Origin of the sequence: Faecalispora sporosphaeroides DSM 1294, from assembly GCA_000383295.1 — a bacterium.
GTDB classification, from domain to species: domain Bacteria; phylum Bacillota; class Clostridia; order Oscillospirales; family Acutalibacteraceae; genus Faecalispora; species Faecalispora sporosphaeroides.
Genome location: KB911077.1, coordinates 31817 through 53990, shown reverse-complemented (window position 1 = coordinate 53990; position 22174 = coordinate 31817). Strand labels below are relative to the sequence as shown.

The window sequence follows — 22174 nt, the reverse complement described above, 5'->3', positions numbered from 1 at the left end:
CTTATTGTTCAAATTCTGAAAACAGCAAGGGCAGCTCCTCAATCAAATCGGACGGCAGCATCCCGCGCTGAGAGAGCCTTTTTGCGCAGCGGTCACCCGCGAGCCCGTGCAGGAACACACCGAATACCGCCGCCCAATAGGGCGCGATCCCCTGCGCCGCAAGGGAGGCGATCATTCCGGCCAGCACGTCTCCGCTGCCGCCCTTCGCCATCCCCGGGTTCCCCGTGGTGTTTACGAACACGCGTCCATCCGAAGCGGCTACGATGGTTCCCGAGCCTTTCAGCACCAGGGTCACCCCATGCTCCCGCGCAAAGCGTCCGGCATAGTCCAGCCGCCGCTCCTGCACCCGCTCAGCTGTGGTATGAAGAAGGCGCGCCATTTCTCCCGGATGGGGAGTAAGCACCACCGGCACTCTGACTGTTTTCAATATATCTATATTCTCAGCCAGGAGATTTATTCCATCCGCGTCGATGACAAGGGGAACGGAGCTGCAGGCCGCCACACGCCGCAGCAAAGAGCGGGCCAAAGCAGAGGTGCCGAGCCCGCAGCCGAGCAGAACCGCCGACGCACCCAGCATTTCCCGATTGAGAAGCGCGGCGCTGTCCTCACTGATCACGCCGCCGTGTGTCCGCTCCAGAAGCGTATACACCGGCTCGGGCAGAGCGCCCGCAACCACCGGATACAGCTCGCCCGGCAGTGCCATGTTCACAAGGCCCACTCCGCTGCGCAGGGCCGCGCGGGCCGCGAGCATCGCCGCGCCCGCCATCCCCGTGCTGCCGCAGACGGAAAGCAGCGTGCCGTAGCTGCCCTTATTCGTGTTCTGCTCCCGCCGCTGAAACAGCAGGGCAAGATCTTTTTCTTCAATGCCGAACAGCGGTGTTTCCGCTTCTGCGATCAGCTGTTCTGAAATACCCACCGAAACCACCGTTACCTTGCCGCAATGGCTTCGGCCCGGCTGAATGAGGTGCGCGGGCTTGAGCGCCGTAAAGCTGACTGTTTCCGCCGCGCGCACGCAGCGCCCGGGCACCTCCCCCGTGTCGCACGAAACGCCGCTCGGCAAATCCAGCGCCAGCAGATACGCTCCGGAGGTTTCCGCCGCATCCAGCAGCGGGAACAGCGTTTCGGGCAGGCTGCCGCGAAACCCGATGCCGTACATCGCGTCCAGCACAAAATCCGCTGCATAGACCTGCGTTTTGACGGCTTCGGGCTCTTTGACCCAATCCAGCACTAAAATCTTCTGCGCGTCTATCTTCCGGAACACGCTTCTTGCCAGCTCCGTTTCCGGCTCACCCTGAATCAACACGACGCAGACCTGCGCACCCCAATCCGCAAGATGCCGCGCGGCGACAAAGCCGTCGCCGCCGTTATTTCCCTTTCCGCACAGAATGACGACCTGCGCGCCGGAGGCCCTGTCCCGCAGAAGCAGTGCCGCAGCCTCGCCCGCATTCTCCATCAGGGTGGAATACGAGACTCCCGCCTGAACGGATTTTTCTTCCAGCGCCCGCATGGCGCCGCTTTGGAATAGTTTCATGGGAAGGCTCCTCCTTTCTCAACCGTGCCATCAGAATAACACTGGAAATCAGTTTGCGCTGCACCTCTGCGCCGGGCTGATCCGCGGGGTCCGTCAAAACGGCGGCGTTTCCCCCGTGAGCGCACGCACCGCGCCGCTTTGAAACGGTGATCTTAGAACGGCGCTTTTCCCCGATGACCGTGACGGACGCGTAACGTGCGGTATGTGTGGCACTGACCGAAAACTCCAGGTTTGCTTTTCGGGCGGCCTCCAGAGCCGCTCCCTCCAGATACAAAAAGGGCTTGCCAAGCTCATCGCGCAGGAGCTGCACCTCCCGCAGAAGAAAGCCCCGCACCCCCGTGCCGAGCGCCTTGGAAAACGCCTCCTTGGCGCAGAAGCTGACCGCCACGCTGGCCGCCGGGAACCCGCGCCCGGCAAGCTGATCGTATTCCTTGTCCCCTAAAATTCGCCGGCAGAAGCGCGGGTTTTGCATCGCGCGTTCCATGCGGGAGATTTCGAGAAGATCAACGCCCACGGAAAGCATTGACCGATACCTGCCGCGGCAAAAACGGTTTGATCGCCGCCAGCATCCTTTCATTGGGATTGTATACGAGCAGAGTGCTGCCGGAGTCCTTTAAATGCACGACCATATACCACGCATCGGTGCCCATGTCGTCCTCGCCGACCATGAGCTGCCTTGCGAAATTTCTGTTTTGGAACGCCGCGGCGTTGTACTGCCCCATTTCCTCCACCGTTTTCAAATCAAAGCTGCAAATCCGCTTGCGGCTGCGGCGGTTTACAATCTGATCCACGGTGAAATCCCCGTTGGTTGTGCTGTATTCATACTCCAGATTTCTGGATGCGCCTACATAGTAAATCCCAACGAACACACCCGCAACAATCAGCAGCAGAAAAGGCCCCAAAAACGCCACCATCGTACTGACCGCCAGAATTACGATTCCGAGTATGCCCGCCCCGGCCATGATCGTATAATCCTTGCGGCCTTTTTTCCTTTGGACGAGCTGTTCAACAAAAACATCCATTGCGTCATCTCCCATTCCCAATCAAAAGCATCGTTTATTTCTATTTATGATACCATAATTTACCTTCCATTACAATTCCCACATATCTCATGACACAACAGCCAGCATTTTGCCGATTTTATCAAATTATGATATGATAGATGATAACATCCGCTCCCCTCATCCGCCGCCCCTAAAAAGAACAGGAAGTAACGGGTGGAGGATTCCTGTATGCCCAGGCGCCGAACGCTCGCTTTCGTGCATGTTGTAATGGGAACAGGACAGCGCAACCAGAAAATTGCAGAAAGGAATTTGTCGAAATGATGATCACCAGACTTCAGCGAAGAGGCTCAATTCTAGAAGGGAACCCCTATTCTTTCGCGCACGGGCTGAACCGATACAAGCTTTTCTGGATTTTTCTTTCCGGCAGTATCATCGGCTTTGTGGTAGAAACCCTTTGGTGTTATGTTCGCCTGGGGTACTTTGAAAGCCGCCAGGGCCTGCTCTATGGGCCGTTTACGCCGGTGTACGGGCTTGGCGCCGTACTGTTTACGGCTGCACTCTACCGTTTTCGCCACCGCAACAGCCTGATCATCTTCTTTGCGAGCATGGTTTTGGGCGGCGCGCTGGAATATGTTTGCTCCTATCTGCAGGAAAAGCTTTTTGGCACGGTGTCGTGGGAATACAGCAATTCCGCTCTGAATCTGCACGGGCGCACCAACCTGACCTACTCGGTGTTCTGGGGCATTCTCGGGCTGATTTTCATCAAACATTCCCTGCCCTCGCTCACCCGGTGGATCGAACGGCTCCCAAGCCGGCCCGGCATCATTTTAACCCGTGTGCTGCTGGTGCTCATGGCGGCAAATATCGCGCTTTCCGGTATGGCGGTCAAGCGCCAAAGCCTGCGGCAGGAGGGCGTTCCCGCGTCGGGCCCGGTCAGCCAATGGCTCGACCGAAATTATACCGACGAGTACTTAAAGCGAGTATACCCCAATATGCAGCATGCACAATCTTTGCGCAAAAATCAATCGGAATCTCAGCAGGGAATCCGGTGAGCTGAAAAAGATTTCCCTTGCAATTTTGCTGCGCAATGCGTATAATAAACTTTAAGCTGTTTCAAGGGGGAAGGGCGCTCAGTTGCGGAAACTGTGCGCTTTTTTCATAGATTATTTTCATTTTTACCTTTTCAATTTAACTTTGATGGTGTATAATTGTATAATATAACCAAGTCCTCCCTTTTCTATTACAATACCGTTGGTCAAACCGTTCCCGGGTTTTCAGGGATGTATGGCAGAAGAAAATGAAAGATTGGAGTAATACTTATGATCAGAGAGTTTCATAAAGATGAATTAGACGCCGTGATGCAGTTGTGGATGAACGCCATTACGAAAGCACACCCGTTCATTCCGAGAGAGCATTGGCTGAACCAATATAGAATTGTCCGCAACGAGCACCTCTCTATGGCCAAAACCTTTGTTTACGGGGAGCATGGCCGTTTGAAGGGCTTCGTGAGCATTTTGGAGGGCAGCTTTATTGCCGCTCTGTTTGTGGACGCGGACAACTGGAACCACGGCATCGGCACAAAGCTGATTGAGTGGTGCCAGAAGAAGTATCCTCATTTGGAAGTCAATGTTTATAAAAAGAGCGAAAACACCGTACACTTCTACACGAAGCACGGTTTTGTCGTCGAGCGCGAGCTGACCAATTCGGACACCTGCGAACAGGAGCTGTTCATGACCTGGAAGAAGGATTGAGTCCGTAAAAGCCAAAATTCAGCAGCACAGCAAGGGCCGAATCCCGTTTATGGGGTTCGGCCTTTTTGATTGGATTATCGAATCTGAAAAAGGGCATTCGCTTTACCAGCCGGGCGGAAGTATTATTCAAACCGGTAGGTCACCACATCCCGAAGCTTTTTTCTGGGGCGCGGCGGCGGCGCTTCGTCCGGGTAGCCGAGCGCAATCGCCGCGGCGAGCTGACGATCGGTTTGGAGCCACCCGCAAAGCTCGGTATACGCAAAGAAGGTGTTGCAGATCCAGAGCGTGCCAAGGCCCAGCTCCACCGCGGCCAGAATGATATTTTCGATGGCCGCGCCGATCGACTGCGTATTCGCGATCTCCGCTACCCTGTCTTCGTTGCTGACGGCTTCAAACGGCGATTCGGATTCCTCGTTCAGCACCAAAATGATAACCGGCGCCTGTTTCATCACCTTCAGCGTATTCCAGGCGTCAGGCAGAGCGTTTCTGTTCTTCGGCAAAAGGGCCTGTCCGTTTTGTTCCCGGGTAAGACCGGCCTCAAACAGCCCGAGCATTTCCTCCTTAGCCTTGCCGCCGACCACGACAAACCGCCACGGCTGTTTGTTTTTGCTGGAGGGCGCTTTGATTCCGGCCGCGAGCACCTGATCGATCTGCCCCATCGGAACCATATCTTCCCGGAACCTTCGGATGCTTCTCCTGTTATCTATGCTTTGCAGGCTCATACTCTTTCCTCCCTATGACTCTGCCTTACCGAGAAACAGACTGATGATCAGAATTAAAAAGACGAGCGCCGTGATCGCGACATACAGCCGGTCGCCCTGCCGCCAAAAGAGCAGGATCGAGCTGCCTACGCGCAGAATCGGCGTCAGAATCAAAAGAAACAGCCCCGCCAGCATAACGGCGTACGGCCTGAGCGCGAGCAGCCCGGCCCAGATTTCTCCGGGGCTGGTCGGGAACACCCCGTCGGCGTATCCGCTCCGCCCGGTAGACAGAAACAGCAAAACCCCAAGGGCAATCACCGCGGCGCTGAACAGCACCCCCAGCTTCAGGAGCTTTGCCAGCCAGAGCTCCGTTGATTCATCCTCCCGCTTCATCCCATCAGCACCCCTTTCACGATCATCTGTACAGAAACGACCACCAGCACCGGCACAAAGATGATCCGGATAACCCGGCTCTTCATACGCTGCATCACACGCGTGCCGACTACGGCGCCCATCAGCACACCCAGCGCGACCGGGGCCGCGATGCCGGGGTTGATGTCTCCGCGGAAAAAATAGACACCGGCGCTGGCCGCCGCGGTCACTCCGATCATAAAATTGCTCGTGGCGCTCGACACCTTCATGGGCAGCTTCATGAACAGGTCCATCCCCATCACCTTAAAGGCGCCGCTGCCGATCCCCAGCAGGCCGGAGATCGTACCGGCCACATACATCATTCCCAGGCCGCCGTAAACGCCGGCCACCCGGTACGGCACCTCCCGGCCAAGGCCTTTGTCATAATAGGAGCTGTTCAGGCGCAGGCGTTCCGCCGCCGGATGCGTCACCACATCTTGCGGCAGATCACTGCCTGCCTTACGCAGCATCATGGCGGCGGAATACAGCATCAGCATGCCGAAAATCAGGTACAGATACCGGGTGTCGACCAGCCCGCTGAGAAACGCGCCGGTAATGGCTCCCAGCGTGGTGCCGATTTCAAGAAACATGCCGATGCGCACATTGGTCAGGTGGTCTTTCAGGTAAGTGATCGCCGCGCCGCTGGACGTAGCAATCACCGAAATGATGCTCGCGCCAATGGCATACCGAATGTCGACATGAAACAGCAGCGTCAGCGCCGGGGTCATAATAATGCCGCCGCCAAGCCCGAGAAGAGAGCCCAGAAAGCCCGCGGCGATTGCAATCAGAAAAATAAAGAAAACAGACGCCATTCGTTCCTCCCCTTCTTCATTTGAAACTTTTTCTGTCTCAAAACAGGATGCACTCCCTCCGGCAAAGGCAGAGGAAGCGCATATGTCACTTTTCTACATAAGATTGGTGATCGAGGAAATGGCGCACACGGAAGGTTGCTCCCGTTTCACGGCACAAGCGCTCACAGGCGGAAATTTCCTCGCGCGGCATGTTATCCACAACCGTCATGTAAACCTTCGGTACATATAACCCAACTGTTTTCGTAAACTTTAAAATGGCGGGAAGCGCCTCGAGCCCGAACCTGGAATGGCAGATTTCCTGGTACTTTTCCGGCGTGGAGGCATTGAGGCTGATGGAAACGCTGTCCAGAAGGCCGTCTAGCTCCGGCGCGGTGGAGCGCCCGTTGATCAGATCGGAAAGGCCGTTGGTGTTCAGACGGATGTTCACACAGCTCATCTGGCGCACCTGCCGGCACAGCCAGACCAGATCGTCAAAGCGGCAGGTTGGCTCGCCGTAACCGCAAAAGACCAGCTCGCGGTAGCTGTCCAGATCCTTGCTTTTCAGCTGCTCCAGAATTTCTTCGCGCGTAGGCTCGCGCTCCAGCCAGAGATCGGCTTCGCCCTCCCTCCGCTCATTGAGAGACCGCACGCAGAACCCGCAGGCATTGGGACAGCGGTTGGTCATGTTTACATATAAGTGATCTTCCTCTACAACATAGGTGATTGTCAAATTGCATTACCCCTCAGCGATGATATCAAAAAGCACTTCTGCGTTGCGCCGCCCGGCCGCAAGCACTTCTTCGGCGGTGATTCCGCGGATTTCCGCAATGCGCTGCGCGACATAACGGATCATGGAGGAATCGCACCGCTTGCCTCGAAACGGCTCCGGCGCCAGATAGGGCGCGTCGGTTTCCGTCAAAAGGCGGTCGAGCGGGATTTCGCGGGCCACCTCTACGGCAACCCGGGCGTTTTTAAAGGTGACAACGCCGCCAAAGCCGATGTACATGCCGAGCCTGACCACTTCGCGCATCATTTCCACACTGCCGGAAAAACAGTGAACCACGCCCCTTGGGCGGTGGCGCTGGAGAATCTCCATCGTGTCGCCGTGCGCCTCGCGGTCGTGTACCACAATCGGCAGGTTCCGGCGCTTTGCAAGCAGAATCTGATCTTCAAATACCTTTCGCTGCACCTCTCGGGGAGCCATGTCCTCATAATGGTAATCCAGGCCGATTTCCCCGATCGCCACCACCTTGGGAGCGCTTGACCACTCCTCGATCTGGCTGAGATAATCCTCGGGCAGGCCTGCCGCGTTTTCCGGGTGGATCCCCACCGCCGCATAAAGATAGGAGTACCGGGAAGCGAGCTCAAGCGCTCCCCTGCATCCGTCGTAATCCGCACCCATGCTCACCACATTACACACGCCCTGCTCCGGAAGACGCTGCAGCAGCTCTTCGCGGTCAGCATCAAACGCTTTGTCGTCGTAATGCGCATGGGAATCAAATATGAGTCGTTTCACGATATTACCCTGCCCTTTAATGAATCCTGGAGCCTGCCGGAATGCCGTCCATCAGCAGTACGCGAACCGTGTCCTCGCCGCAGTCCGCCGAAAGGATCATTCCCTGGCTCTCAACGCCGCACAGCACGACGGGTTTCAGATTTTTGACCAACACAATGCTGTGGCCGATCAAATCCTCCGGCTGGTACCATTTGGCAATGCCGGATACCACCGTTCGCTCGCCGGCGCCGTCGTCCAGCGTGAATTTGAGCAGCTTCTTCGCGCGCTTGATGTGCTCGCAGCTGAGCACCTTCGCGACTACCAGCTCAACCTTCATGAAATCGTCGATCGTGATCTGCGCGATCCCCTCGGGAACCTGCGCCCCCTCGTCCTTTTTCTCCTCCTGCGCCGGAACCGTGGAGGGAATCAGCTGATTGAGCTCTTCGATCTCCTGATCCACATCGATGCGCGGGAACAGCGTTTCGCCCTTCGTAATGACGGCATCTGCCGGCAGCAAACCCCATGTGGCAGCGTTCTCATACCCCAAAACCGCCGCACCCGCGCCGAGCTGCTCCTGAATTTTGGGAGCGGTGTTCGGCACAAACGGCGTGATGAGGATAGAGATGACGCGCAGGGTTTCGCACAGGTGATACATCACAGAAGCGAGCCTTGCCTTTTGGCTTTCGTCCTTGCCGAGCACCCACGGCGCGGTTTCGTCAATATATTTGTTGGTGCGCGCCACCACCTTCCAGATTTCCGCCAGCGCATTGGAAAACTGATAGGAATCGATCGCCTTATCGCATTTTTCGCGCAGGGAGACCACCTCTCGCTCGAGCTCGTCGTCGACGGGGGCCTTTTCCTGCTCGGCGGGAATCACACCGCCAAAATATTTGCCCACCATGGCGGTAGTGCGGGAAACCAGATTGCCCAGATCGTTGGCCAGATCGGAATTGATGCGGCTGATCAGGGCCTCGTTGGTAAAGTTGCCGTCGGCCCCGAACGGGATTTCACGCAGCAGAAAGTACCGGATGGCATCCACGCCGTAGCGGTCGCACAGAACCACGGGGTCAACCACGTTGCCCTTGCTCTTGCTCATCTTGCTTCCGTCGCCGAACAGCAGCCAGCCGTGGCCGTACACCTGCTTCGGCAGGGGAAGATCCATCGCCATCAGAATGGCGGGCCAGATGATCGTATGGAAACGCACGATCTCCTTGCCCACAAAATGGACATCCGCGGGCCAGTATTTGCGGTAATCCGAGTCGTCGTCGGAGCCGTAGCCCATGGCGGTGATATAATTGGTCAGCGCGTCCAGCCACACGTACACAACGTGCTTGGGGTCAAAATCCACGGGAATTCCCCAGGAAAAGCTGGTACGGGAAACACACAGGTCGTTCAGACCGCTTTTGATGAACTGGATCATCTCATTTTTGCGGCTTTCGGGCTGAATGAAGTCCGGCTGGTCCTCATACAGCTTGAGGAGCCTGTCCGCATAGTTGGAAAGACGGAAGAAATACGCTTCTTCCTCCGCCCACTTGACCTCACGGCCGCAGTCGGGGCATTTGCCGTCTTTGAGCTGCGTTTCCGTCCAGAAGGCCTCACAGGGAGTACAGTACCAGCCCTCGTATTTGCCCTTGTAAATTTCGCCCTTTTCGTAAAGCGCGCGGAAAATCTTTTGTACGGCTTTCTCGTGGTAATCATCCGTGGTGCGGATAAAACGGTCGTTGCTGATATCCAGAAGCTTCCAAAGGTTCCGGAAGCCTTCTACCACCTTATCTACATATTCCTTGGGGGTAACACCCTCTTTTTTCGCGTTGTTCTCAATCTTCTGGCCGTGCTCGTCCGTGCCGGTCAGGAACATTACGTCATACCCCTGCAGGCGCTTATAGCGGGCAATCGCGTCGCTGGCCACGGTACAGTAGCTGTGCCCGATATGCGGCTGCCCGGAAGGGTAGTAAATGGGCGTGGTGATATAAAATGTCTTTTTTTCCATAGAATCCATCCCTTTAACAAATTCAGTGCGCTTTTCAGAGAATTCTCCGATCAGCCCTGCCGCCCATGCCGCAGGCGGTTTTGAACATCAGTATGTCAGTATCTTTTTCCTATTATACCATTTTACGGATAGAATTCAAGCAAATGCCCGGATTCTGCCCTCACCGGCGGGCAAAGCCCGAAAAAAACACAGGCCGCCCGTTTCGGCGGCCTGTACTTCAAACGTTCCATTCTTTGTCAATGCGCGGCCTCGCCGGATTCGGATTGCCCGGGTGCTTCGGCGGAAGAGGCGACGGAAGACGTGGCGGAATCCGGGGAGGGCTTTGAAATATTCGGCGGAAGAATCGGCGGATTCTTGAGAATCGTGATTTCCACTCGCCGATTCTTGGCGCGGCCCTCTTCATTCGTGTTGTTCGCGACCGGCGAAAAATGCGCGTAGCCCTCGATTGAAACCTTATCCTGCTTCATTCCGTAGCCGATCATTTTGGTCAGAACCGTAACGGCCCGTTCCGTGGAAAGCCGCCAGGAAGTCTGGTCGCCGGAAAGTGTGTGCGGCCCCACATCCGCCGTATGCCCGCTGAACGTGATATGGTCCACCCGGTCGTACACCTTGGATATGGCGAAGGAGACCTCTTTCAGAACAGGCTCGCTTTCCGGCAGCATCCGCGAGCTGTCGGGCACGAACATCATTTTGTCCTTCAAATGAATTTTAACATACGTATTGGTATTGACAAGGCCGATCTGATCCTCCAGATGGTTCTTTTCCACATATGCTTGAAGAATCGAATACACCTCATCCAAAGCATCCATCTTACTGGACAGATTGCCGGCACTTGTGGCCGCGTCCCCGTTGCCCGTGCCCGTACCGGTACCGGTTCCACCGCCGCCGGACATGGAGCTGCTGACAGCGCCCATTTGATACCCTGCCTGCTCAGCCATTTTCGCAAACTTTTTTGCGTCGATGGTGCTCATGGAATACAGGATCATAAACAGCGCCAGAAGCAGCGTAACCATATCTGAATAGGTCAAAAGCCATCTTTCATGGTTTTCGGGGGCCTCCGCCTCACCCTTTTTTTTTCTTATTGCCATAGCAGTTTAATCTCCATGCAATTAGTTATTGATGCCCTCTTTATATTTCTTCTGACCGTTCTTAAATACATGATAATAAAGAGACAACTGGTTTTCCACATCGCGTGCGGATTTACCGCTTGCGATCAGACACATGCCTTCGATCATCATCTCGCGATATACCTTTTGACGCTTGAGCTCCACCTTCATTCGGTTGGCCATGGGGAAATAGATCAGGTTGGCGAACAGAATGCCGTACAGGGTTGCCAGAAACGCCGCGCCGATGGAGCTCATCAGCGCCTCTGCGTCCGTCATATGTCCCAGCACCTGCACCAGCCCCATAACAGTACCGATAATACCCAGAGTCGGCGAAAAGCCGGCGGCAGACAAAAAGACTTCAATTTCCATGTTCTTTTTTACCATGTATGTTTCGAGATCCGCCTCCATGGTAGCCGCAATTTCTTCGGCCGGCTTCATGTCCAGGGTTAAAATCATCCCCTCTTTCAGCGGCAGAAAACTGTCGTCGCTGATGTCGGAATCATCCAGCATGGTCTGCAGCTTCAGAAGCCCTTCCTTTCGGCAGGCATCCGCCATCTCTCCCATTTTCGCAATCAGCTTTTCCGGATTCGGCGTATTCTTGGTAAATACCGTGCTGAGAAAGAATTTGAACGCAGCACCAATTTGCCCTAATCCAAAGGAAAGAATGATCGCCCCCCATGTTCCTCCAACCACAATAACAAAAGGTGATGGCAGCAATAAGGCGCTCAAAACGCCATGCTCCAGCAAATAGCCCGCTATAATTGAGCCAAACGCGACAACTACTCCAATGATTGTTGAAATATCCACTCTGTATCCTCCTTGAGTTTGACGATTGCTGAAGAATCAGAAACTCTCAATTATGTATATCGGCAGAAATCTACAATATCTTGGTAAAAAAGCTTAATTTTATAAAAATTTCTTTTTTCTGCATATTTTTCAAAAACCTAACCGAAAAAATCAAAATTTATTTGAATTAGGGGTTGATTTCTAATAAAAAATAAGATATAATAACCAAGCGTTCCAATAAACGCCGCAAATAAATGGACGATTAGCTCAGCTGGCTAGAGCATTCGCTTGACGTGCGAAGGGTCACAGGTTCAAGTCCTGTATCGTCCACCAAAACAAAACCGCACCAGACCGCCGTTTACCGGCAGTTTGGTGCGGCTTTTTTATCGTAATTTCCCATTTCATACCCGCCGAAAACATCTCAAACACGCAAGTATGCCAGTCAAAATCTTAATGGTTCACTTTTTCGATATTCTCTATCTATTCTGAAAAAGAGATCCCAATTCCGAAAATAATCGGTAGCGAGGTTTGTAATTTTTATTCAGGTTTCTTTTTTCCCGCTGTCCGACCGCATATGCCCCGTCATTAAGGAGGTCATGAACAGCTCCCGTCCCCCCCTAAAAATCGCGCCGCTGATCTGAGTAGTGTTTTCGCTAATTGAAAGGCCGAAATTTTCTTCTAAAAAAGAAGAAATTTTCACCCTGTAATTAAAGTTGTAACAATTCCAACCACCATAGCCACAAAAACGCCCCAAAAAATGTTTGACCTTAATTTACTGCGCCTATCCGTTGCCGCAACCTCTTCGCCCCAGCAATAAACGATTGGCGGAAAAATTTTTGCCCACATAGAGGGGAATTTCACACTCCAAACGCTCGACAACACACACGTCACCACAAGCAGAACTACTTCCACGGAATCAAAATTTATCGCCAGACTTCTCCTTGGGCCGGTAAGCAATAGAGTCAAGAGAATTACCAGAATGCAGCCAGACACTGAAAACCACGATAGCTTGCTTTGAATATGATAAGGGGCTTTACATTTGTTCAGATAATCGCAAATTTTCTTTTTGATCAGAGTAATTTCCTGCAAGTCATTTAACGTATATTCAATTTCTGCTGTTGATGTAAAACTGACAAACAATCCCATGTTCGAGCAAAAACAAATCTCGATGCTTTGCCCGCCTGTTTTTCTCCCCTCTATGTTTAAAGTGGAGATTTTCCATCGGCCAAAATTATCATAGCTCAGCAATTCATCGAGTGATCCAAACATTATTTTGTCTTTTTGAATTGTTGTTGCAAAATAGCTCAGCTCCTCAAAATCCTGCAAAAGCACCGCTTGCAGGCCCCGCATTCTTTCACTAGTTAAAATAAGAGCCGATTTATATGTAAATGATCCTCGTATATACAAGTTTCACATCCCCTTTCCCCCTTCCTATATTACCATATTTATACATTTTATCAATCAAAATCCCTCGGAATTTTCGGGGGATTTTTTTTGGCTAATTATCCATTTTCCAGCCGCTTTCAGAGGGGAACCGCGCAAAGGCGAGCCGGTTCTATTGGGAAAAGCGCTCGTATTTGTTGAGGCTCCGGCGCTGGAAAGACAAAAAGACGGCCTGACCGCCGCTTTGCAAAAGAGGCACGGGAGTCCTCTTCTTTTGCATCGTTTTTCATGCGTTAGCGGTAAAAAATTTGCTTTTTATAAAAAATATTTTATTTTTCTAAAATGGAGTTGACAAAATGACACGTATGTCACATACTGTTATGGCAGGAATATGACATACGTGTCATTTCTTGGATGGGAGGTAACTGTGTATGTCAAAGGCTTTTGAAAAAAGAGAATTGATCTTAAAAGGTGCAAAAACTGTATTTATCCGAAAAGGATTTAACCGCGTCACCATGAAAGACATCATTGAGGAATGCGGCATCAGCCGCGGCGGCATTTATCTTTATTTTTCTTCGGTAGACGAAATTTTTATTGAGGTGGTAAAAAAACACAATAAAGAGAAAATTGATCACATCAAGGCCAGCATAGAAGGCAGCGACAATTTTGATCGGCTGATCGACGACTTTTTCAATGAACAAAAGGCCCGGCTGCTGAATATGGATCAAAGTCTGTTCGTCGCCATGATGGAATTTTGTTTTGGACACAAAAATATTTTGAGCAGGGACTTCTACACAGAGCACTTCTACAATACCAAGGTGATTATGATGGAGATGCTGAAATTCGGGCAGAAAAAACAGGCCGTTGCGGCCAAAAATATTGACAGGCTGGCGGATTCCATCATGTTCCTGATCGAAGGACTGCGCAGCCTGGCGATTTCCAGCCGCATTTCGGGCGAGCTGGTGGACGAACAGTTTCGCGTCTGCAAGGAAATGATCTATTCCAATGCATCTGAGGAGGAAACAACTTGAACGTACTGATAACAGCTGGTGGAACCACAGAGAAAATCGACGAGGTGCGCAATATCGGCAATTGGTCAACGGGGCGGCTGGGGAGCCTGATCGCGGACGCTTTTCTCGAAAGCGACGGAATTTCCGTCACTTATCTTTGCTCCCAGAACGCCGCCAGGCCCCAAAACCCGCGTGCCCGTATTCTTCCCATCGGCAATGTGCAAAGCCTGCTGGATGCCGTTGAAAAGGAAATGCACACAACCCCTTACGACGCTGTCGTCCATTCGATGGCGGTGAGCGACTACACGGTGAAATACAGCGTTTCATCCGAAACTCTGGCGGCACGGCTTGCAGAATCCCTTCAGGGTACGGATTATAACAAGGAAACCCTGACGGAGCAAATTCATTCCGCCCTTCTCCACTGCGGCAGTCAGTCCCACTCCGGCAAAATCTCTTCGGACATCAATAATTTAGTCCTGTGCCTTGAAAAAACGCCGAAAGTGATTGGGCGTTTCAAAATGCTCCAGCCCAAAACGATTTTAGTCGGCTTTAAACTTTTGGTGGGCGTAGAGGAAAAGGAATTGCTGCAAGTGGCTGAACATCTGCTGAATCGAAACGGGTGCGATTTTGTTCTGGCAAATGATAAAAAGAACATTGACGAAACCCATCACGGGGCAATTCTGCTGGGGAATGACCATTCTAAAATAAGACTGAGTACGAAACAGGAGATCGCCGAAGCAATCAAACGCAGCGTCATGCGGAAAATACAGGAGGACAAGCAGGGATGAAAAATATTGTACTTGGGGTCACAGGGAGCATCGCCGCGTATAAGGCGGCCGAGATCACCAACACGTTGACAAAGCTGGGCTACAACGTGGATGTTATCCTCACAAAGGGCGGCATGGAATTCATCACACCGCTTACGCTGCAAACCTTATCAAAAAACCGCGTCTATACAGATATGTTTCAGCTGGAATACCCACGCGAGGTCAAACACATCTCCCTTTCCAAAAAAGCGGATCTGTTTGTCATCGCACCGGCCACCGCAAATATCATTGGGAAAATCGCAAACGGCATCGGCGACGATATGCTCACGTCCGTCGCCCTTGCCATGACCGGGATCCCCATGCTGATCGCCCCGGCGATGAATACCAGAATGTACGAGAATTCCATTGTGCAGGAGAATATGGAGAAGCTGAAAAAGCATGGATACCAGATCATTGAGCCGAGAGCGGCCATGCTTGCGGACGGCGAGCTGGGGAAAGGCGCCCTGGCCGACGTGGACAGGATTGTTCAGGCAATCACAGAGAATTTACAGGAGAAGCCGAAATGATCTTATTACTCAATATCGGGAATACAAATTTGACGTGCGGCCTGTACCGCCAGCGGATTTTTGCCGACGACTATATCCCGATTCGTCAGCTTACGGGAGAAAAAGAAGTCTTTCGTTTTTTCCATCGGTTCTTACAGAACTCCGATGTCTCCATGGATGAAATAGAAGGCACTGTGTTGTCTTCCGTTGTCCCCGAGAAAACGGCGCTGCTCCGCCATGCGGCCGAAAGCATGTTCCATTCGGAGCCTTTGTTGATTTGCCGGCAGACGGACTGGGAATTCGACAGCTCCACCTATTCGGGCGTTTTGGGAACGGACCGGCTGCTATGCTGCTCCGCGGCCCTTCAGAAGTACCCGCCGCCGCTCATCGTCGTCGATTTCGGCACCGCCACCACCCTGAACGTCATTGACGAAACCCGGGCGTTTACCGGCGGCGTGATTCTGCCCGGCGTTACGACCGGTCTGCGCGCGCTTGTTTCCGGCACCTCTCAGCTTCATGATGTCTCCTTTCGCAAGCTGAACTCCGCAATCGGCAAAAACACCACCGAGTGCATGCTTTCCGGAGCCACCTTTGGAACAGCGTATATGCTGGAAGGATTTCGGAAACGGATTCAACAGGAGCTGGGCGCCGTCGCTACCGTTGTTGTGACCGGCGGAAACGCGAAAGACGTCATTCCCTCCCTGAACTTTAGCATTCACTATGAACCGACCCTGCTGTTGGAGGGACTGGCATTGCAGGCAAACCGGCTCAGGATAGCATCTGAAAATAAGGTGAAAGCATTATGAATCGACAAAACGGCATCCACCGTATGACCATTACCGCTTTATTCTGCGGGATCATACTTCTATTGAATTTCACCCCCATCGGATACATTCAGCTGCCCCTGATCAAAGCGACGATCATTCACGTGCCGGTCATCATCGGCGCCATCCTGCTCGGCCCAAAAATCGGTGCCGGTCTCGGCTTTGTTTTCGGGCTGACGAGCCTTTATAACAACACCTTTACGCCCACACTTCTGTCTTTTGTATTTTCACCGCTCATTCCGCTCCCCGGGACGGAACACGGCAGTTGGACGGCGCTTTTGGTTGCCTTTCTTCCCCGTATTCTGGTCGGCGTCATCCCCTATTATTTTTACCGGCTGATGAACAGGGTTCTGAATAAAAAACACGACATGCTGTCGCTCACCCTCAGCGGGCTGATCGGCTCTATGACCAACACCATTCTGGTGATGCACCTGATCTATTTTCTGTTTCGCGACTCCTACGGACAGGCCAAGGGGATTCCCGTTGATGTGGTTTACCACGCAGTGCTTGCCGTTATTTTTACAAACGGTGTACCGGAAGCGGTGGTCGCCGCCGTACTTACCGCAGTGATCTGCCGCACCCTGAGCAAAATCACACCGACCAGGCTGTGAGCCCGGTCGAATAAATTGCAGGGCGTGCGAAGTATAAAAGCATTTAGTTAAATGCTCAAGAAAGCCCGGCCTTTGAGGCCGGGCTTTCTTGATAAAAGTGATTCTGCAAACGAATGCCGATTTTTAAATCAGGATACGGTAACCGTCGCAACGAGAACCGGAGCGCGGCCTCCTACCTGCGCGTAGATCGGCGTGGTTCCGCTGCCGGACGCGGTAATGGGATAATACCAGCCGCCCGAGGTGGACTGCACGGTTCCGCCGGTTAAAACGGCCGGATTCCCGATCAGGAATTTCACATTGCCGGAAATCACGGTGGGCATGACGCGCAGAGAATAGGTCTGGCCCTTCTGCAGGGTAAAGCTGGAGCCGAGATCGGTAAAATACACAACCTTCGGCAGGGCATTGCCCGTCACCGTAAAGGAGACGGAGGCCCCCGTCACAGCGGAGGTGGTGGTGATGGTCGCCTGACCCTCTCCCTTATGGATCACATGGAAAATGTAGCCGTCTGCCGACTGCTGAGAGAACTTGACTTCCGCAACGTTCGGATCAGAAGAAACCGCCGTGGGTGCCACGGCGTCCGCCGTAGTGATACGGTAGAAATAATCCGGGCTCTGATCGGTGAACGAATACGAGCTCAGCGCGCTGCTGGTGAATACGTTCGGGTCTGTGGGCTTTGTCGGCTGCTGCGCAGCGGTTCCGGCGTAATCATAGTAGCTGTAGTTCACGTCGCAGAGGCCGTTGACTCCGGGAATGCTCTGCGCCGCATACTGCCACATGGTGTACGGGCGGTTGAAGTTCGGCTGGCTGACGCCCCAGTGGGCAATCCAGGTATCGTACTGCGCCACCAGCGGGCTGGTGAGACGCGCGTTGTAGAAGTTCACATAGCTGTAAACCGCCGTTTTATAGCCGGCCTGCTGAATTCTGCTGCAGAATGCATTCACGATCTGCCCCATCTGATCGGCGGAAAGCGAATTATGTACTTTATCTTCCACGTCGAATACAACAGGGTACTGCAAAGGGCGGCCCTTGAGGACGCTCAGGCACATTTCGGCTTCCTGCGCTGCCATGGTCACATTCGTCGCATAGCTGTAATGATAAGCGCCCACCGCAATGCCGTTGGCGGTTGCGCCTTTGTAGTTGTTTTCAAACTGGGTATCCGTCTGCTTGGCCCAGTTTTCGTTTCCGTAACCGGTACGGATGATCGCGAACTGAATGCCGGCAGCCTTTACCTTTGGCCAGTCGATGACCCCGCGATGCTGCGAAACGTCGATTCCGGGAATGCCGACGTTGACCGAACAGCTCACGGAACAGCTCACGGTAGCTCCGGAAGCCGAAGTCGCCGTAACGGTCGCCTGACCGATCGCAAGCGCCGTCACCGTGCCCGTGCTGTTCACCTGAACCACGGCGGGGTTACTGGACGCCCAGGTTACCTGCGTCACCTCTGTGGTTCCGCTGTACACCCTGAGCTGCATGGTATCCCCCTTTTTCATCTGGGCAAAGGTGGAGCTGATCATAAAATCGGTTGTGTATGTATCTGCATACGCCGGCAAAAACAGCGTCATCAACATCGCGAAAACCAGAAAAAATGACCCCAATCTTTTTTTCAATCCGATTCCTCCTACAAAATGTTTTTTGCCGGCAATTTCCATCCGAAAACGACGAGAAAGCACAGCAATTAAATTCATTATATTTCTCCTACCAGATTATGTCAAGTAACAACCCTCTCTTTTCATCAAAATACAATAATTACCAAAAAAGGGATGCGGTGACGCATCCCTTTTTGGGTGTAACAATTTTGAATGACGGATTCGGATTACCCGTTTTTCTCCGTAACACTCACATTCGCCTTGTACTCCCCATAGGCCCAAACGCTGGTATTGCTTTTTGTGACCAGCGTGACGGGGAATTCCGAATGCCCGGTAAAGCTCTCCTTACCCGTCATGTCGATCTGCACGTAAACATCGGCAGCGGTGATCGCATCAATCTGCTTGGCCGGGCCGATCAGCGTCATCGCCAGACTTTTCGTAAACACCTGCGCCGATTTGCTGGCTGCCAGATTTTTGATCTGGAAATCCGTTACATCGATTTTTTTGCTCTTAAAGCCGCTGAAATTCAGCGTAACGGAGGCCGTATAAACATTGCTCAGGTTTTTGCAGCCCGGCGGGAGCGTGATATCCACCTGCAGGTTCTGATTGCTGATGGAAAGCTTTGAAAAATCGATCGCCTCCAGGCTCAACTCGTTCACATTGGCCAGCACATCCTCCGGCCCGGCCACCTCAATCGTTTCGGGGTCGATTTTCTGCGCCGCGGAGGAAAGGGCAAGTCCCACGGGTTTGCCGGTGAAGGTCGGGCTCAGCTTCATGACCTTTCTGGCCAGCACCGTAATATTTACATCCACAGACTGAATGCTCATATTCAGCTTATCGGCAGAAAGCTTTTCTCCATATGCGTTATACAGCACCAAATCAGTCGTAAAATTTTTGCTCTGTGTCAGGGTTTCCTTCACGTCGTACTCCGCAGAAACCTTTTTGATCTTTGCGATCTCCTTTTCCGGGCCGGATATCACAACCGTATCCGAAGAAAAGGTCGGAGCGCTCACAAAATAATCGGGATCGGCTTTATAGGTGACCTCGTCCTGAATCGGGAAGGTAACCTCCTTGTAGACATCGACATTTGCCATGATGGAGCTCGGTTCGATGGACACAATCTCGTAATCGGCCAGCGAGCCCAGCTTCTGCGCCGTTAAAGGGAGCGGGTAGCTGCCGGGCTGGGTAATCGACGACGCCAGCGTCGCCACCACCTGAATATTTTCGGGCTTGATGCGGTTGACGACGATACTGTTGCCGCGGATGGACACCTTCGCCGTTTTCACGCTCTGCTCAAACACCTTGAGCCCCTGCTCCTGGCTGGTTTCAGAAAGCTTGACGGTAACCGGCACATCGTAAATGATGCGCGGCCGCTCCTGCGTATTGACCGTCGCCATGATAAACCACAGCACAATTGCCGTAAAAACAGAGAAGATCAGCACGAAGCGATCGTTATAAAACATAACGGAAAGATCCAGCTTCTTATTCTTCATCTTTTTTTGTCCTCCTGATGGAAGGAATCTTGCGCGACCGCTTTTCACTGGACTCCTGCTCCGGGATGATCAAATTTTCCAATTCGCTTCTCAGGGTCTCTCTCGTATAGTTGCGGGTCAGAACGCCGTTGACGGCAATGGAAATCTGCGCGGTTTCCTCCGAAACCACCACAACGACCGCATCTGAATTTTCGCTGATGCCGATCGCGGCACGGTGGCGCGTTCCCAGATCCAGACTGACCTTGTCGCTCTTTGTCAGCGGCAGAATACAGCCCGCCGCGTACACCATGCCGTCGCGGATAATCATTGCGCCGTCGTGCAGAGGCGCCTTGTTAAAGAATACGTTGCCGATCAGCTGAGCCGAAGGATCCGCGTTGATCACCGTACCGGTGTCCGCGATATCTCCCAACTTGGTCTGGCGCTCAAACACAATCAGGGCGCCCATTTTCTGCTTTTGCAGAACCACCACGGCTTCTACCGCCGCGTTGATGCCGCGGGTGAGCTTCTGGCGCAGATCGACGTCGTCCTTCACGCCGGTTATGCCGGTGAACAGCCAGCCCTTGGCAGTGCCGCCAAGCCCGCTTCGGCCAATCTGCTCCAAAGCGCGGCGCAATTCGGGCTGAAACACCACCAGCAGCGCAAACACGCTGAACTGGAAGAAGTAGTTCAGCAGCGCACCGACCATATGCAGGTTCAAATAATAGGATACGCCCCAGACAAGCAGCAGAATCAACAAACCCTTGACCAGCTGCTCGGCCCGCGTTTCCCGAACCAGCTTGATCCCGTTATATATGATGAAGGATACGACCAAGACATCCAGGCCATCTGTCAGCTGGAACGATTTTACCAAGCCGACAATATTACCCCAACCGTTTACGAGAAGCTCCATGTTTTTCCTCTCCGCAGCAGACTCGCAGCAAACCTGCCCGCAACTCTTGCCTCTTTTTATTTATTTTACCATATACACAGCGATATGCAACATTTTATTCAGGAATCCGCTTTGATTTTACGGATCACCATGAGAAACCGCTCTATTTCATTTCTATGGTTGAAAGCGGACGGCGATACCCGAACCGCGCCCTGCTCCAACGTTCCCATGCACTGATGCGCGGCCGGCGCGCAGTGCAAACCGGGGCGCACGGCAATGCCGGCGGCGTCCAGCCGCCCGGCCACCTGCTCGCTGGACAGACCCTCCATATTAAAAGAAAGAACGGGCGCAAAATACGTCTCCTCCGGCCGCTGCGTGTAAAGACGCACGCCGCGGATCTGGGAAAGCCCGTCGTAAAGCTGCTGCACCAGACGCATTTCGTGAGAAAAAATGGTCTGCTGCGTCTTTGCGCGCACAAATTCCATTCCAGCCCGCAGGCCGGCGATTCCCGGCAGATTCGGCGTTCCGCTTTCCGCCTGCTCCGGCATCTGGTCCGGCTGCAGGAAGGAAAAGGACGAGGAGCCGGTTCCGCCCTCCAGAATCGTTTTGGGGAGTGAGCCGCTTTTGCAGATCAGCAGTCCCGTACCCATCGGGCCGTAAAGCCCCTTGTGCCCGGCCAGGCAAAGGTAGTCGATGCCGCTGTCTTCCATATTGATCGGCAGCACCCCCGCGCCCTGCGCGCAGTCTACCGCAGTCGGGATTCCGTATTCCCGGCCGAGCGCGGCAATGCGCTCCACCGGCAGGCGGATTCCCCATACGTTGGAGGCGTGCATGCACACGATCAGCTTCGTGTTGGGCTGCAGGGCCTGGCGAAAATGATCCACCGTGGCGTTGTTGTTCCCGGGAACTACCTGCGCCTGCGTAAATGCGATATTCTGATCCGCCAGAGCCTGAAGCGGGCGCATGACCGCGTTGTGCTCCAGATTCGACGTCACCACGTGATCTCCGGGCTTTAAAACGCCCTTGATGACCATGTTCAGCGCCATGGTACAGTTCAGAGTAAATGCGATGCATTCCGGCCCGGGAGCAGAAACCAGCTCCGCCGCCGTCCGCCGGCAGTCGTAAACCTCCTGCGCGGCAGCCAAAGACAGCTTATGCCCGCTGCGCCCCGGGTTTGCCCCCTTCGTTCTCTGCGCGTCCGCCATCGCGGTGATCACGCGCGGCGGCTTGGGGTACGTGGTGGCCGCATTGTCCAAATAAATCATACGGCACCCGCTCTCTCGGATCTTCCCAGAACACGGATGCCTGAGTGTATCAAAATATCTTCCGCCTGATCGGTACGATCCGGCACATAAATTCCATATCCGCACCCGAGCCGATCCTGCGTGCGCGGTGTTCTCTCCACATACGATTTAATTCCATAACGGAACAAGATGTCCCGGCTTTTCATCGCATAAGTGATGGAACCAAGCAAAATAACAGGCTTGCCCACATACATCACCTCTCTGTTTTTATTAACAG

General features: G+C 53.3%; 25 protein-coding genes and 1 tRNA gene. 9 read left to right on the top strand and 17 right to left on the bottom strand.

The annotated features are described in order from the left end of the window. Position 1: 1 nt before the first annotated feature. The 3 genes from G340_RS0115145 to G340_RS0115135 are packed head-to-tail and all read right to left on the bottom strand — an operon-like array spanning position 2 to position 2553. Positions 2-1453, bottom strand: coding sequence for a bifunctional ADP-dependent NAD(P)H-hydrate dehydratase/NAD(P)H-hydrate epimerase (locus G340_RS0115145; RefSeq protein ID WP_020074488.1), 1452 nt, complete (start codon positions 1451-1453; stop codon positions 2-4). After that, positions 1365-2054: a holo-ACP synthase gene (gene acpS, locus G340_RS18605; RefSeq protein WP_020074487.1), complete on the bottom strand. Its 690-nt coding sequence runs from the start codon at positions 2052-2054 to the stop codon at positions 1365-1367. The genes G340_RS0115145 and acpS overlap by 89 nt, the downstream gene beginning before the upstream one ends. After that, a complete protein-coding gene (locus G340_RS0115135) occupies positions 2035-2553 on the bottom strand; it encodes a DUF6106 family protein (protein ID WP_020074486.1) in 519 nt (172 codons plus the stop codon). The genes acpS and G340_RS0115135 overlap by 20 nt, the downstream gene beginning before the upstream one ends. A gap of 302 nt (positions 2554-2855) precedes the next feature. Between G340_RS0115135 and G340_RS0115130 the strand changes: the two genes are divergently transcribed. Continuing rightward, the gene (locus tag G340_RS0115130; RefSeq protein ID WP_326522425.1) at positions 2856-3587 is read left to right on the top strand and encodes a putative ABC transporter permease; all 732 of its coding nucleotides are present in this window, start codon (positions 2856-2858) and stop codon (positions 3585-3587) included. 267 nt (positions 3588-3854) lie between these two features. After that, entirely contained in the window at positions 3855-4286 is a 432-nt protein-coding gene (locus G340_RS0115125) for an N-acetyltransferase (protein WP_020074484.1), read from the top strand. A 122-nt stretch (positions 4287-4408) separates the two neighbouring features. Here the strand turns inward: G340_RS0115125 and G340_RS0115120 are convergent, their stop codons facing one another. From G340_RS0115120 to G340_RS0115085, 8 genes are all read right to left on the bottom strand, one after another. Then, positions 4409-5008 (bottom strand): nitroreductase family protein, encoded by a 600-nt coding sequence (locus tag G340_RS0115120; RefSeq protein ID WP_027104033.1) that lies wholly within the window; start codon positions 5006-5008, stop codon positions 4409-4411. 12 nt (positions 5009-5020) lie between these two features. Next, positions 5021-5380, bottom strand: coding sequence for a DUF1634 domain-containing protein (locus G340_RS0115115; protein ID WP_020074482.1), 360 nt, complete (start codon positions 5378-5380; stop codon positions 5021-5023). Beyond that, positions 5377-6210, bottom strand: coding sequence for a sulfite exporter TauE/SafE family protein (locus G340_RS0115110; RefSeq protein ID WP_020074481.1), 834 nt, complete (start codon positions 6208-6210; stop codon positions 5377-5379). Before G340_RS0115110 ends, G340_RS0115115 begins: the two co-directional genes overlap by 4 nt. 85 nt (positions 6211-6295) lie before the next feature. Then, a complete protein-coding gene (locus G340_RS0115105; protein ID WP_020074480.1) occupies positions 6296-6919 on the bottom strand; it encodes a TatD family nuclease-associated radical SAM protein in 624 nt (207 codons plus the stop codon). 6 nt (positions 6920-6925) lie between these two features. Next, on the bottom strand, positions 6926-7705 hold the full coding sequence (locus tag G340_RS0115100) for a TatD family hydrolase (RefSeq protein ID WP_020074479.1): 780 nt from the start codon (positions 7703-7705) through the stop codon (positions 6926-6928). 16 nt (positions 7706-7721) lie between these two features. Next, a complete protein-coding gene (gene metG / locus G340_RS0115095; RefSeq protein WP_020074478.1) occupies positions 7722-9674 on the bottom strand; it encodes a methionine--tRNA ligase in 1953 nt (650 codons plus the stop codon). A 236-nt stretch (positions 9675-9910) separates the two neighbouring features. Next, on the bottom strand, positions 9911-10762 hold the full coding sequence (locus tag G340_RS0115090; RefSeq protein WP_020074477.1) for an OmpA/MotB family protein: 852 nt from the start codon (positions 10760-10762) through the stop codon (positions 9911-9913). A 21-nt stretch (positions 10763-10783) separates the two neighbouring features. Then, positions 10784-11587: a motility protein A gene (locus G340_RS0115085; RefSeq protein WP_020074476.1), complete on the bottom strand. Its 804-nt coding sequence runs from the start codon at positions 11585-11587 to the stop codon at positions 10784-10786. A gap of 235 nt (positions 11588-11822) precedes the next feature. On the opposite strand from G340_RS0115085, the gene G340_RS0115075 reads away from it, so the two are divergent. Next, a tRNA-Val gene (locus G340_RS0115075) sits at positions 11823-11899 on the top strand. A 363-nt stretch (positions 11900-12262) separates the two neighbouring features. On the opposite strand, the gene G340_RS0115065 is transcribed toward G340_RS0115075, so the two are convergent. Beyond that, a complete protein-coding gene (locus tag G340_RS0115065; protein ID WP_020074473.1) occupies positions 12263-12973 on the bottom strand; it encodes a hypothetical protein in 711 nt (236 codons plus the stop codon). A 151-nt stretch (positions 12974-13124) separates the two neighbouring features. Here G340_RS0115065 and G340_RS18115 point away from each other — a divergent pair, with 151 nt between their 5' ends. From G340_RS18115 to G340_RS0115040, 6 genes are all read left to right on the top strand, one after another. Continuing rightward, positions 13125-13301, top strand: coding sequence for a hypothetical protein (locus tag G340_RS18115; protein ID WP_154653243.1), 177 nt, complete (start codon positions 13125-13127; stop codon positions 13299-13301). A gap of 106 nt (positions 13302-13407) precedes the next feature. Next, a complete protein-coding gene (locus G340_RS0115060; RefSeq protein ID WP_177309680.1) occupies positions 13408-13980 on the top strand; it encodes a TetR/AcrR family transcriptional regulator in 573 nt (190 codons plus the stop codon). Further along, positions 13977-14747: a phosphopantothenoylcysteine decarboxylase domain-containing protein gene (locus G340_RS0115055; protein WP_020074471.1), complete on the top strand. Its 771-nt coding sequence runs from the start codon at positions 13977-13979 to the stop codon at positions 14745-14747. The genes G340_RS0115060 and G340_RS0115055 overlap by 4 nt, the downstream gene beginning before the upstream one ends. Continuing rightward, positions 14744-15292 (top strand): flavoprotein, encoded by a 549-nt coding sequence (locus tag G340_RS0115050; protein ID WP_020074470.1) that lies wholly within the window; start codon positions 14744-14746, stop codon positions 15290-15292. Before G340_RS0115055 ends, G340_RS0115050 begins: the two co-directional genes overlap by 4 nt. Next, a complete protein-coding gene (locus G340_RS16980) occupies positions 15289-16077 on the top strand; it encodes a type III pantothenate kinase (protein ID WP_020074469.1) in 789 nt (262 codons plus the stop codon). The genes G340_RS0115050 and G340_RS16980 overlap by 4 nt, the downstream gene beginning before the upstream one ends. Continuing rightward, positions 16074-16706 (top strand): ECF transporter S component, encoded by a 633-nt coding sequence (locus G340_RS0115040; protein ID WP_020074468.1) that lies wholly within the window; start codon positions 16074-16076, stop codon positions 16704-16706. The genes G340_RS16980 and G340_RS0115040 overlap by 4 nt, the downstream gene beginning before the upstream one ends. A 128-nt stretch (positions 16707-16834) precedes the next feature. On the opposite strand, the gene G340_RS0115035 is transcribed toward G340_RS0115040, so the two are convergent. The 5 genes from G340_RS0115035 to G340_RS0115015 all read right to left on the bottom strand — a co-directional run bounded on the left by G340_RS0115035 (position 16835) and on the right by G340_RS0115015 (position 22151). Continuing rightward, positions 16835-18313 (bottom strand): GH25 family lysozyme, encoded by a 1479-nt coding sequence (locus G340_RS0115035; protein ID WP_033402330.1) that lies wholly within the window; start codon positions 18311-18313, stop codon positions 16835-16837. Between the two features lie 206 nt (positions 18314-18519). Continuing rightward, positions 18520-19785 (bottom strand): CdaR family protein, encoded by a 1266-nt coding sequence (locus G340_RS0115030; RefSeq protein ID WP_020074466.1) that lies wholly within the window; start codon positions 19783-19785, stop codon positions 18520-18522. Next, on the bottom strand, positions 19775-20674 hold the full coding sequence (gene cdaA, locus G340_RS0115025; RefSeq protein WP_020074465.1) for a diadenylate cyclase CdaA: 900 nt from the start codon (positions 20672-20674) through the stop codon (positions 19775-19777). Before cdaA ends, G340_RS0115030 begins: the two co-directional genes overlap by 11 nt. Positions 20675-20772: 98 nt before the next feature. Beyond that, the gene (locus G340_RS0115020; protein WP_020074464.1) at positions 20773-21918 is read right to left on the bottom strand and encodes an aminotransferase class V-fold PLP-dependent enzyme; all 1146 of its coding nucleotides are present in this window, start codon (positions 21916-21918) and stop codon (positions 20773-20775) included. Then, positions 21915-22151: a putative Se/S carrier-like protein gene (locus G340_RS0115015; protein ID WP_009066234.1), complete on the bottom strand. Its 237-nt coding sequence runs from the start codon at positions 22149-22151 to the stop codon at positions 21915-21917. The genes G340_RS0115020 and G340_RS0115015 overlap by 4 nt, the downstream gene beginning before the upstream one ends. Positions 22152-22174 lie beyond the last annotated feature (23 nt).

Coding starts and splice junctions, on each gene's coding strand:
- G340_RS16980 (WP_020074469.1), top strand. CDS start 15,289: ATGATCTTATTACTCAATATCGGGAATACAAATTTGACGTGCGGCCTG.
- cdaA (WP_020074465.1), bottom strand. CDS start 20,674: ATGGAGCTTCTCGTAAACGGTTGGGGTAATATTGTCGGCTTGGTAAAA.
- G340_RS0115020 (WP_020074464.1), bottom strand. CDS start 21,918: ATGATTTATTTGGACAATGCGGCCACCACGTACCCCAAGCCGCCGCGC.
- G340_RS0115120 (WP_027104033.1), bottom strand. CDS start 5,008: ATGAGCCTGCAAAGCATAGATAACAGGAGAAGCATCCGAAGGTTCCGG.
- G340_RS0115015 (WP_009066234.1), bottom strand. CDS start 22,151: ATGTATGTGGGCAAGCCTGTTATTTTGCTTGGTTCCATCACTTATGCG.
- acpS (WP_020074487.1), bottom strand. CDS start 2,054: ATGCTTTCCGTGGGCGTTGATCTTCTCGAAATCTCCCGCATGGAACGC.
- G340_RS0115145 (WP_020074488.1), bottom strand. CDS start 1,453: ATGGAGAATGCGGGCGAGGCTGCGGCACTGCTTCTGCGGGACAGGGCC.
- G340_RS0115030 (WP_020074466.1), bottom strand. CDS start 19,785: ATGAAGAATAAGAAGCTGGATCTTTCCGTTATGTTTTATAACGATCGC.
- G340_RS0115040 (WP_020074468.1), top strand. CDS start 16,074: ATGAATCGACAAAACGGCATCCACCGTATGACCATTACCGCTTTATTC.
- G340_RS0115115 (WP_020074482.1), bottom strand. CDS start 5,380: ATGAAGCGGGAGGATGAATCAACGGAGCTCTGGCTGGCAAAGCTCCTG.
- G340_RS0115050 (WP_020074470.1), top strand. CDS start 14,744: ATGAAAAATATTGTACTTGGGGTCACAGGGAGCATCGCCGCGTATAAG.
- G340_RS0115130 (WP_326522425.1), top strand. CDS start 2,856: ATGATCACCAGACTTCAGCGAAGAGGCTCAATTCTAGAAGGGAACCCC.
- G340_RS0115110 (WP_020074481.1), bottom strand. CDS start 6,210: ATGGCGTCTGTTTTCTTTATTTTTCTGATTGCAATCGCCGCGGGCTTT.
- G340_RS0115125 (WP_020074484.1), top strand. CDS start 3,855: ATGATCAGAGAGTTTCATAAAGATGAATTAGACGCCGTGATGCAGTTG.
- G340_RS0115135 (WP_020074486.1), bottom strand. CDS start 2,553: ATGGATGTTTTTGTTGAACAGCTCGTCCAAAGGAAAAAAGGCCGCAAG.
- metG (WP_020074478.1), bottom strand. CDS start 9,674: ATGGAAAAAAAGACATTTTATATCACCACGCCCATTTACTACCCTTCC.
- G340_RS0115090 (WP_020074477.1), bottom strand. CDS start 10,762: ATGGCAATAAGAAAAAAAAAGGGTGAGGCGGAGGCCCCCGAAAACCAT.